The sequence below is a fragment of the Clostridium sp. HV4-5-A1G genome (genome assembly GCF_900184915.1).
Classification (GTDB): domain Bacteria; phylum Bacillota; class Clostridia; order Clostridiales; family Clostridiaceae; genus Clostridium_B; species Clostridium_B aromativorans.
Genome location: NZ_FXYI02000018.1, coordinates 19,020 through 30,231, shown reverse-complemented (window position 1 = coordinate 30,231; position 11,212 = coordinate 19,020). Strand labels below are relative to the sequence as shown.

The 11,212-nt window shown below is 36.4% G+C and carries 12 protein-coding genes; all 12 read right to left on the bottom strand.

Features of this window, described 5'->3' with window-relative positions; genetic code table 11:
• Positions 1 to 112 precede the first annotated feature (112 nt).
• Complete coding sequence (locus J5G60_RS03755; RefSeq protein ID WP_328706999.1) at positions 113 to 1,162, bottom strand: PocR ligand-binding domain-containing protein; 1,050 nt, start codon at positions 1,160 to 1,162, stop codon at positions 113 to 115.
• 128 nt (positions 1,163 to 1,290) lie between these two features.
• Positions 1,291 to 1,839: a BMC domain-containing protein gene (locus tag J5G60_RS03750; RefSeq protein ID WP_150355906.1), complete on the bottom strand. Its 549-nt coding sequence runs from the start codon at positions 1,837 to 1,839 to the stop codon at positions 1,291 to 1,293.
• On the bottom strand, positions 1,836 to 3,182 hold the full coding sequence (locus tag J5G60_RS03745; protein WP_150355952.1) for a 4Fe-4S dicluster domain-containing protein: 1,347 nt from the start codon (positions 3,180 to 3,182) through the stop codon (positions 1,836 to 1,838). Before J5G60_RS03745 ends, J5G60_RS03750 begins: the two co-directional genes overlap by 4 nt.
• Before the next feature lie 43 nt (positions 3,183 to 3,225).
• The gene (locus tag J5G60_RS03740; RefSeq protein ID WP_150355907.1) at positions 3,226 to 4,635 is read right to left on the bottom strand and encodes an aldehyde dehydrogenase family protein; all 1,410 of its coding nucleotides are present in this window, start codon (positions 4,633 to 4,635) and stop codon (positions 3,226 to 3,228) included.
• On the bottom strand, positions 4,619 to 5,641 hold the full coding sequence (locus J5G60_RS03735; RefSeq protein ID WP_150355908.1) for a cob(I)yrinic acid a,c-diamide adenosyltransferase: 1,023 nt from the start codon (positions 5,639 to 5,641) through the stop codon (positions 4,619 to 4,621). The genes J5G60_RS03740 and J5G60_RS03735 overlap by 17 nt, the downstream gene beginning before the upstream one ends.
• 43 nt (positions 5,642 to 5,684) lie before the next feature.
• Entirely contained in the window at positions 5,685 to 5,960 is a 276-nt protein-coding gene (locus J5G60_RS03730; RefSeq protein ID WP_150355909.1) for a EutN/CcmL family microcompartment protein, read from the bottom strand.
• 30 nt (positions 5,961 to 5,990) lie between these two features.
• Positions 5,991 to 6,797, bottom strand: a complete 807-nt coding sequence (locus tag J5G60_RS03725; protein ID WP_150355910.1) for a flavoprotein — start codon at positions 6,795 to 6,797, stop codon at positions 5,991 to 5,993.
• 35 nt (positions 6,798 to 6,832) lie between these two features.
• Positions 6,833 to 7,669 (bottom strand): ethanolamine utilization protein EutJ, encoded by an 837-nt coding sequence (eutJ, locus tag J5G60_RS03720; protein WP_229980992.1) that lies wholly within the window; start codon positions 7,667 to 7,669, stop codon positions 6,833 to 6,835.
• Complete coding sequence (locus J5G60_RS19105; RefSeq protein ID WP_150355911.1) at positions 7,656 to 8,327, bottom strand: BMC domain-containing protein; 672 nt, start codon at positions 8,325 to 8,327, stop codon at positions 7,656 to 7,658. The genes eutJ and J5G60_RS19105 overlap by 14 nt, the downstream gene beginning before the upstream one ends.
• Before the next feature lie 43 nt (positions 8,328 to 8,370).
• Positions 8,371 to 8,814, bottom strand: a complete 444-nt coding sequence (locus tag J5G60_RS03710) for a glycerol dehydratase reactivase beta/small subunit family protein (protein ID WP_150355912.1) — start codon at positions 8,812 to 8,814, stop codon at positions 8,371 to 8,373.
• A 15-nt stretch (positions 8,815 to 8,829) separates the two neighbouring features.
• Positions 8,830 to 10,668 carry a diol dehydratase reactivase subunit alpha gene (locus tag J5G60_RS03705; protein WP_150355954.1) on the bottom strand — a complete coding sequence of 613 codons (1,839 nt, stop codon included), beginning with the start codon at positions 10,666 to 10,668 and terminating at the stop codon, positions 8,830 to 8,832.
• 12 nt (positions 10,669 to 10,680) lie between these two features.
• The gene (locus J5G60_RS03700; protein WP_150355913.1) at positions 10,681 to 11,208 is read right to left on the bottom strand and encodes a diol dehydratase small subunit; all 528 of its coding nucleotides are present in this window, start codon (positions 11,206 to 11,208) and stop codon (positions 10,681 to 10,683) included.
• Between the last annotated feature and the right edge of the window lie 4 nt (positions 11,209 to 11,212).

Genomic DNA, 11,212 nt, shown 5'->3' with positions numbered 1-11,212 from the left:
ATTTAAATATTAATATATTTAAACAATTTAAAATACTTCGTGGACAATTAGAGTAAAAAATTGCAGGTATATAATATAAATTTTTCTGTACTAATATTCGAAAAATTTAATATTATTTAAAGCTCTGTGCCAGTTCATTCATATTGGAAACCAGTGACAGTACCTCCTGCAAACTTGCGCTGATCTGCTCAGCAGCTGATGCCTGATTTTCGTTTGCCTTTAGAGTATGATCTGAAACTTTAACTGTTTTTGAAACTGAATCCTGAATACTGGAATTAAGTTTTACAATATTCAAAGCTGTCTCTTTGGAACTATCTGAAAGCTTTCTTATTTCATCTGCTACTACACCAAAGCCCTTTCCATATTCCCCCGCTCTAGCAGCTTCAATAGCTGCATTAAGTCCAAGCATATTTGTCTGATCTGCAATGCTCTTTATATAGTTTATAATTTTGTGTATCTTTTCCGAAAGTTCCTTTATATTTTGTACTTCTCTATTTAAAGATTGCTGATCCTCTGACACACTTGAAGCAGATGAGGAAAGTTCCTCCACAGCTGCAGCTATCTGTTCTAGATTTTCATTTATATTTTGACTTAGGTTCTTTAACTGATATTGATTATATCCAAGTTTTGAAAGGATGTTTGAAATCATATAGAGTACATTTGCCGCAGCTTCTACTTTATCTCTTTCTACAATTTTAACTTTTCTAAGGGCTTTTATATATTCTTCCGGATCAACGCCTATCTCCTCCGCTATTTTTTTAAATTTATTTTCATCAGGTTTTTCAGTCAGGACCTGTCCTCCCAGCATGTTTCCAATAACCCTTCCCTTCAAAAGTATGGGGGCAGCAAAATCTACAAGACCAGCATGGCACTGATAAACAACAGGTCTTCCTTTTCTGTAGGATTCCATGCCGCCATTCTTGTCACATTCCTGGCATCTTTCATTTCCAATTCTACATCCCCTTGTCAACTTCATACAAAAATCTGTGAATTCACTTTCTTTTACTACGGGTTTACCTGTATCATCTGAAGCTATAGCAGCTACTCCTACACTTTTAGCAAAATTATCCTGAATCTTCTGTAAAAAATCAAGATCTATTATATCTCCTATCTCGACATCGTTTACATCTTCAAATAACTCTTCTTTACTATTCATACCCATATAAATATCCCCCTTTTTGTCCATTAATATTAACCCTAAAAATCAAGTGATTCTTAGATTCGGATAAAATTTATAAATTCCAGCAAATAAATACTTTACTGGAATTTAATAAGATAATCTACTCTTTTTTACAGAAGATATTGCAAAAGCTCCTTACTTGGCCTTGATATAACTGCTTTGTTAACCAGCATTCCACTTTCCAGAGCTGTATTTGATCCAACTGTAACCGCATTTTTAACTGCACTTACATCCCCTGTAAGGGTTACAAAAGCTTTCCCGCCTATACCCATGCCCAGCCTTACCTCTATGAGCTTTACATTGGCAGATTTAGCCGCTGCATCTGCCGCTATAATAGCAGAAGCTACTCCGAAAAATTCCATAACTCCCAGATCCTTCAATTCGTCAATTCCCGTGGCCTCACTAATTGCAGCAATCACCTGGGGATGTACATTGGGGAGCACCAATTTATCTACCACATACTGTGCCCCTATATTTTGCCCGCTTTGAACTGCCGATTTCACAGCTCCTACATTTCCTGTAATAAGTATCATATACTTTCCGGGGCAAATGGTTTTTGCTAAAAGCAGTTGTACCTCTCCACTCTTAATCATCACATCTGCCGTCTCAATTCCCCTGGCTATACTATTTAATTCTATTAAACCTATAGTTCTTATCATGGTATCACCTCAACTTGCATAGTCTTTATGACTACATTTTGACCTACTTCAATAACTTCACCGTCAACGCTGGCATGTACGTTTGAACCCATTTTACCCTCTTCTATTTTCCCAATCAGCTGTCCTTTTTCAACCTTATCTCCCGTTTTTACCACAGGAGAAGCCGGTGCTCCTATTCCCTGCTTTAATGGAATACTCACTTCTTCGGGACTTATTTCTTCCCCTTCTTCAATTTGCTGATCTACATATTTGTTCAATGCCAATCTTGATATCAACCTTTTTGTAGGTACTTTCCTGTAATCTCTGAGAACATGTCCTTCAAATATATTCGTAATATTTTTCCATTTTATACCTTTTTCTCTTAACTTTCCCTTAAAGTATACATTTATGCGTTTAGGAGACAGTCCCATTGGACAAGCATATAATTCGCAAATACCGCATTCACAACATATGAGTGCTTCCTTAAACAATTCATCATTATCCTCGCTCAACGCAACAGCTCTCATTATCTTATGAGGATGAATCGGATGTCCAATTAAAAATCTAGGACACATATCGGTACAATAATGACATTGTATGCAAGCTGATTTAGCCTGATTTTTCATATGTTTTATAGTCATCTTTTCTCTCTGAGCTAAATAGTGATCCGCTGGAATTACAAGAACTGCACCATCTGTTTTGGTAATAACCCTATTTTCGAATGATTCTTCTGAAAGTAATTTTCCCATCATAGGTCCGCCCATTATAACCACATAATCATCTACGGTAGTTCCGCCGCATTTTTCAATGCACTCTTTAACCGATGTACCTATTGGAACTTTGATAATTGAAGGGTTATATACCTCTCCTATGACAGTTACAAATTTATATATAACTGGTTTATCCTGTATAGCTTCAAATATATTAAATACCGTTCCCACGTTTGATACCACTGCACCTACATTTAAAGGGATTCCTCCAGGAGGTATTGTTCTGCCCGTTACTTCATAAACAAGCGTCTGTTCATCTCCTGCAGGATAAAAAGCACTGCTTAAATGAAGTTCTACTTTAGAATTCAGCTTTTCTATGGATTCTCTAAGAGCACGGATTTCATCATAGTACTCTTCCTTTAAACCTATTACAATGTGTACAGCTTCAATTTTATCACCTATCTTCTCCGCTGTACTCACTATCTCATCGCTTTTATTTCTCATTAAATATTTATCTGATTGCAAAAGTGGCTCACATTCCAGACCATTTATTATAAAATACTCAACTTTACAATTTAGCTTGATATAAGTTGGAAATCCTGCTCCTCCAGCACCTATAATACCTGCTTCTTTAATCTTATTTAATAAATCCAACATTACACCTCTCTTTCCCCCAAGGATCCTAATATAGATTTATTTAAACTATTCTAAATGAATCCACCATAGAGCATCTTCTTATTCTAGTAAAGGAAACAGCATTCGTAAGCCCCTCACCTGTAGGTCCTGCTATAGTATAAGTTGTATAACCCTCTCCTCCAAAACCTATGCCTGCATAAGAAGGTGCATTTTTAACAAATATGGTAGTATCTATTTTTCTTGCCATTTCAGTCAAATTATCTATATTCTTGGAATGCATTATAGCAGTATGTCTGTTACCATGCTCATCTTCTACGGCCAGTTCTAATGCCTCTTTAAAATCTTTTGTTTTAACTATTGGCAGTATAGGCATCATCAATTCCAACTGTACAAATGGATGACGATTTTCAGTTCTGTAAATCAAACATTCCGTTTCATCCGAAGCTCTTTCACCTATGCTATCAAGAAGATATTTAGCACTTTTGCCAACAAAAGTTTTATTTATAGAATATTGGCCGGTTTTGCTATCCTGATTTAAAACCTTTCTAACCAATTTATCTGCCTGAGTATCGTTTATCTCATAAACCGCCCTATTTTCCTTCATATACTCAATAAGCTGTTCATATACATCCTCAACTACCAAAGCTTCTTTTTCTGCTATGCAAGGTAAATTGTTATCAAAACTGCACCCTGATATTATATCCTTGGCTGCTTTTTTAATATCTGCGGTTTCGTCAACTACAACAGGAGGGTTTCCTGCCCCAGCACCTATAGCTTTTTTACCTGAAGACAGTACCATTCTTACTATTCCAGGTCCACCTGTAGCAACAAGCATTCTTATTCTCTTATCCTTTAAAAGTACATTGGTATTTTCAAGTGAAGGTTTTGCAACAGCAGTGAGTAAATTGTCCGGTCCTCCTGCTTCCTTTATAGCTTTATTTAAAACTTTCATAGTTTCTATAGATGACTTAAATGCACCTGGATGTGGTGAAAATACCACCGTGTTTCCTCCTGCCAGCATGCATATTGCATTGCAGGCAACTGTAGCAGCAGGGTTAGTAGACGGAGTTATAGATCCTATCACTCCAAAAGCACCCCGTTCAACCAATGTAAGACCCTTATCGCCCGTATAAGCTCCAGTCTTCAGAATTTCTGTACCCTGGGTTTTTTCAGCCACCAGCTTTAATTTCAAATACTTATGATCGACTCTGCCCATTCCTGATTCTTTTACACAGAGATTAGCTATATTCATCGCATTTTCCAGCAGTGCTTTTTTCATAGAACTTATCAATTTTTCACGCTGTTCAAGAGTATATTTCTGATAAACCTTTTGAGCCTCATAAGCTGCTTCTATAGCTTCATCCATAGTCTTAAATACTCCATCGCTGACTTTCTCTTTAGTATCTTTTTCATTTAACTCTTTTAACACTTTTTCTATTATCAGGGATAAATCATTACCTTTTAATTCCATACTTTACTACCTCCTCAAAAACTTCTACTCCATATTTTGAAACGCTGGTATCTTCATCTACTGTACCCCCGCTTACTCCTATAGCTCCTACAATATGCCCATCTATTTTTAAAGGAAATCCCCCTGCAAAAGTTATTATGTTTTCATCGTTATTAAGCCCATAGAACTCTCCTCCTGGCAGTAATGCCTTATATAGTTCTCCTGTAGGGCTTTTAAGAGCTGCAGCCGTATATGCTTTTTTAAAAGCAACTTTCAAGCTTATTAAAAGAGAGTTATCCATTCGCTCCAGCAGTATCACATTACCGTCAAAATCTACAATACATATTACCATTGGTACACCTATATCATAAGATTTTTCTATGCATTTCCCGGCTATATATTCAGCAGTCTCCCTGTTAAGTACTGTATTTGTCAGCAAGTTTTTTTGGGGATTGCCTCTGCAGTCGATTTTCTCGCCACTGTTTAAGCTAGTTAGCTTCTCTTCTGTCTTTTTTAAAATATCCTTATAGTCGAAATACCTAGCTACAGCATATATAGCATCAGATAACCTATTTACATATTTTTGCAAGCTGTCATTTACTTCATAATGATTTCTGAGTTCTGATATATATCTTTCTGCCCTTCTCACATCTGTTCTAGCCACATCAAGATGAGCAGATTCCACAGTACCACCTGGTACTATAAATCCATTTTGTACAGGACGCATTCTATCCAGTTCATCTATAGTATCTTCTAAAAATACAACATCCTCCTCTTCTATCCTGGACCTATAATTTTTAGTTCCCAGCGATGCCAATTCTGCTGCAACCTCAAAGAGAGTTTTTTGTATTTTTAAAAGTTTGCCCTTTAAATTCTCATCTTCCATGCAAGCTCTAGCAAGACCAATAGATGAATTTGCCTCATCTATACTCCCGTAGGCCCACACTCTAAGATCATATTTGTTTGTTCTCTCTCCACCCACCAAACTGGTACTTCCCTTGTCACCAGTTTTAGTGTATATCTTCATACCAATCACCACCTAAAATGCCATTTTAAAAAAGGCAAATACATCAGTGTTTGTTCCACTCCACCTCATCTACAATCCCGACGATAGACGCATCTGCCGGTATATCACTTCCCGACTCGCTGGCATTCCTAGCTCCACTTCCCGTAACCACAATGACAATTTCATTAATTCCAGCTCCTACTGTATCTATAGCCACCACAGGTTCTCCTATTATATTTTCATTTTCATCTATTTTTTTTATAATAAGCAGTTTACTTCCAACCAATTTTTCATTTTTTTGAGTAGAAACAACATTTCCAACTACTTTAGCTAAATACATGCTCATCCCTCTTTCTTAAAATTCAGGTGATCAATAATATTTTATAACTATATTATTATTGTCCACATAATCTTTCGCCAGAGGAGTTATCAATGACCCTTGCTTTATATAAATTTCCCTTGAATTATCCATATTAGCTAAAATATCTTTCGCAGTTACAACATCGGATAATATTTTATTTTTTCCACAGGGTTTTGGTATATTATGGTCAGTTATATTTTTATCCTTAACCTCCGTATTGGATGCAGTCTTCTTTTCCTGACTACCTGCAGACGAATCATTTAAAAGGAGAAATTTGCTCTTTAAAGTTCCACCAAGCTGATCTCCCTCAATAAAATCAACTCCCAAGCTGGACAAATTATCTCTGTAGCTCAATATAAATCTATTATATGCTTCATTTCTACTTAATCCTAAACCTACATTCTTAGAATTCTGAGGATCAAAACTGTCTGATACAGCAATGATTTCCCTATCCATCATAAGAGCTTCGGCTATTCCCAGGGTAACCAAATTATCCTCTATGCCAACTGCACATTTTGCCAGTGTATTTCTAGTCATCACCGGTATCAAAACCAGATCATCTTCTCTCACTGCATTAGTCAGTTCTTCTTTACATTCTATCAGTTTTCCATTGAGAGCATCCACATATTTTTGTGGTATTACCCTTTTTGCAGATTCTGTCATTACTATATCGTACTGCAATATACTCATAGAGGCCAGCATCTCAAATATATCCTTTATATTTACCGCTCCTCCTGATATAAACAACAATATTCTCCTATTTAACATATTCATAATTTGGGCAACCATAGGCCTTAGCAAATCTTTTATATCCATTTATTCACCCCACTTATATAAGCTGACAGCTATACTTACTTCTTGATATCATTCATAGCTATTCCCATAGGCGTTACAAGAAGAGGATTATATGGCTTAATAGTTTCTATACCAGTATATTTTTTAAATATACTCTCTATATTTTTTAAACAACAAGTCCCCCCCACCAGGTATATAGTGCTCACATCATATCCTTCAATATTTTTCAATACTATATCCGCCATTTTTTCAATTACCGGTCTGACTAGAGCAAATACCTCATCATAATTTTCCTCGTTTATCTTATATTTTTCTGCCTCTTCATAATCCATATGAAGTGCTCCGGATACAACTAAGCTCAAATGATGTCCTCCTGTAGGTTCATCTGCTGAATGTACCACTTTGCCATCTTTTAATACTGATATTCCAGTAGTTCCTCCTCCTACATCCACTACTGCACCATCTCTTATCTTCAAAACATTAGAAGCTGCAGTGGGTTCATCTATTATATTGGTAACTATAAAATCAGCGGCCTCAACTACATTTGCAATAACCTTCGTATTTCCGGAACTTATTCCCGGTGGTATAGCTGTAGCAGCATATTCCAGCTTTCTATCTAAAACAACCTCTAGCTTTCCCTTTAATTTTCTAAGTATATTCACAGCATTCAAATATTCAACCACTATACCGTCCCTTACCACATTGGCGGAATACAGTTCCCCAGTAACAGGTCTATTATTTTCGTCCAGAACTGTTATCACAATATTAGAAGTCCCTAAATCCACCCCAACTTTTAAATTTTGATCTACATGAATCTTATTAGGACTTTTAAATGATTTCTCCATTTCCATAATAAATGAATTGGCCTGCTTTAACATATTAGTTTCCATCATTCTCTATCGCCTTTCCATGATTTTTATAGTGAATACACAGATTTCTCGGCTGTCCCTTTCTCCTAGGGCATTGAGGATCATGGCATATATTGCATACTTCCTTATTATCTTCTTCATTTTTCTTTTCCTTGGAGGAATCATCATTTTGAACTTTAACAGTCTGCTTCCTTTCAGGTACAGTTTCCTCAACTACGTCAGTGGAACCTTCCTCTTCAATTTCTTCACTCAGATTAGCTTCTTTCTGGATATCTCCATTTTTTTCATTCAAATGAGGTTTCTGTGAATTAGAATTTTCCAATTTTTCATTCTGTCCTATTTTTACTTGAGAATCTGTATCCTCATCCTCAGCTTTTTCACGTTTTTTTTCAAGCCCCACTGTTTCTTTTGATTCTATAATACTATCTAAATTTTCAGCAGGCCTTGGTATAACAAGAGTAGAATAGACACCGTTGACCTTACCTGCACTTACCTTTGCTGCGTTGATTGCAGCTTTAACCGCTCCCACATCTCCCTTTATCTTAATTGTTACAAGGCCTCTCCCTCTGGTCAGTTCGTAACCTATAAGAGTTACATTTGCTGATTTTACACAACTATCTGCAGCTTCTATTGCCGCAGCCATTCCAATAGTTTCAATAATACCAAGGGCCTCTCCATTCATAAAAATCCCTCCCTTGTTACATATGGAGTAACTACATAAAATTTTAGGAAATATTCAAATTAAAGTCCTTCAAAGCAGAAATAACCGCTGATTTTACCTGCTGACCCAATTGATTTTCATCTGTATCTTCAAAGGATTTAAAAGGCATTACTTTATAAAGTCTGGCAGCATTACAGCCAATTATCCTGGCTTTACGTTTTTCATAATAATCAAGCCTCATATCTATAAGAGGATGATTTTCTTTAAGCTTACTATAATGGAGTACTACTCTATCATTTTTCAATGCAATGGCTATTCCCATTCTAGATTCCTCAGAAACCTCATAAGCAATTTTAATTATTTCATCCTGGGTAAAATTCATATTTTTCAATTCATAGGGAATGCCCTCTTCTTCTAACCCGGCGAGAATCTCTTTTAAAAGAGATTCTGCAGGATTATCCAGGCATACATTTATACAAGGTCTATTTACACTTACATTATCAATCATATCAAACTACCTCTTTTATCCTCTGGATTTATCAGAATGTATACTCTGGTAATAGGCAATTACCAGACCTGTAGCTACTGCATTTCTAGGTCCCATAAGGCCCCGTATATTGCCGCTGCCGCATATTACTCCATAATGGGACAATTCATCGGATATCATTTCAGGTATTTCAAAATCCAGTGCAGATCCTCCCACAAGCACCACAAAGTCCACAGATCTTATATTATGATCAGGTGCTATATCCTTTAGAGCTCTTTTAATATTTGTTACAAATACTTTTTCTTTGGATTCTCTCCTGACCATTCTTATCTTCTCTATAGAATGCTTAGTCGGAATTGGGATCAGATCATTTTCACTTTTTACAATTACATTTCTCGCAAATAGAGAAGAATCCAGCTGATTTTGATAAAAACATACATTTCCATCTTCATATCTTATATTAAAAAGACTTTCAACTTTAGCCAGAGGATATCTCTTTATATCCTCTGCTAAACTCACGTCATCTAATCCCAACTCTGAATTTATCAGCATTGTAACCATCTGACCTGCTCCTGCATGATGAATGGATCTTATATTATCCTCTCCACTTATATAGGCTGAATCTGTAGAACCTCCTCCTATATCGAGTATTACCAATGGTTTATCCGTACCCGGAGTAGTAAGCGCTCCCCTAACTGCTACATTTGCCTCAACTCCGCCTATTATAACTTTTACCTTGGTTTCATTTTCCAATTTTTTAGCAATACTCTCCATAGGTAACCTGCTGGTTTTTACCATGGCTGCCAGTGCCACCGCATTTTCAAGGGAGAATTCACCGGCCACTCCCCCTTGAACTTTTTGAGGTATAAAGGTATCCACAGCTAAAATATCCTGAATTTTCACATTGTCTATACTCTGACTTGTAAGCTCGCTCATTACCTGTCTTACTCTTTCCAACATTCCGCCTACATTGGTTCCTGATTCACCTGTTACATCTTTAATAGGCCATAATTTTTCCAATTCATTCATTATCGTTTCTGAACCATTTTCTATTGGAATCTGCTCTTTTTGTTTTTCTCCCATAAGTATCAATTTTCCGGCAGGTATGACTCTCTCTTTCACATCTCCTTCAGGAGTCCTTATTACAACGGCGGATCTATTTCCAATCAGGGCCCTTGCTATTGGAATAACATGTTTGGTTTCCTCTGGCGAAAGTTTAAAAACTGTAGCCAGTCCATAGGGATTTGACAACACCTTTATAGTCCTTCCAAGAGATGCAACCTCTACTGCTGCCAACATTCCCATAGGAACTTTATCTATATAAGATACTTCATCTACAATAGGAATATGCTTTTTCAGTCTATTGTTTATTATGACCCCATCATCACCTTGTACTATGGCAGCAGTGATATCAATATTATTGTCAAAGGCCTCATTCAATCTATTTGCAGCAGTTTCAAAATCAACTTTTCTAGGAATTACACATATTACAGGCTCATTTGCTGACATGTTTTTCAGTTCATCTAAATATATGGTTTTTCCAACTCCTATTCCCATACCTCCAGGGGTATCCGGATTATGCCCTATCATGGTAGACTCTGTAATGATCGTTTCGGTTATAGTCTCCATAGCTACATCTCCAATAACCGGAGTTGCTTCATTTATACATATGACATCTAAATTTTCTATCTTTATATGTATATTTTGACAAGCATCTTCCAGAGCTCTCATTATTCCCGCCACATTATCCAGGGTCCCTTTAATTCCTGTAGTCCTGCCTATACTACTTGTTTTAAACTCTAATTTGTCTTCCACATCCGCGATTGCAACTTCAGTAGTGGAATTTCCTATATCAACTCCTGCTACAAATTTCATCATATCACCCGCCTAAGCTCTCAACATATTTCTCTTTTCATAAACTTCAGCTGCTTCTCTCACAAGTGAAGCATTTATCTTGGCACCGTAGTCATTTTCAAGTTCCTTAGCTATATCCAAAAGTTCCTGTTTTGTCGATCTATGAGGTCTCATTGCTCCATATATTTCAAGAACCCTGGCATCTGGAACTTTTGTGAGTTCAGCTGCTCTTTTAAGATTTTGTGCGAACTGTTTTCTTCCAACTGATTCCGCTATCTGAGCTTGATACAGAAGCACTTCTGGAGTTATCTTTATATCGTCTGGAGTTATCTTTCCATTTAAAACATTCTCTATATTTATATCATTTATGTTTTTACCTGTTTTGGTCTTTACAAGATCAGGTCTTTTCTTGCTCAACGGATAATCATTTTCTGCATTTAAAGTATTCCCGGTAGAACAAGAAGATGAATTGTTTTGAGCCGTTTTGTTTCCAGCTCCATCAGAACCTATATTTTTTAAAACTTCATTAACTATCTGTTCTATCAAATCATTATTAGCCATAATT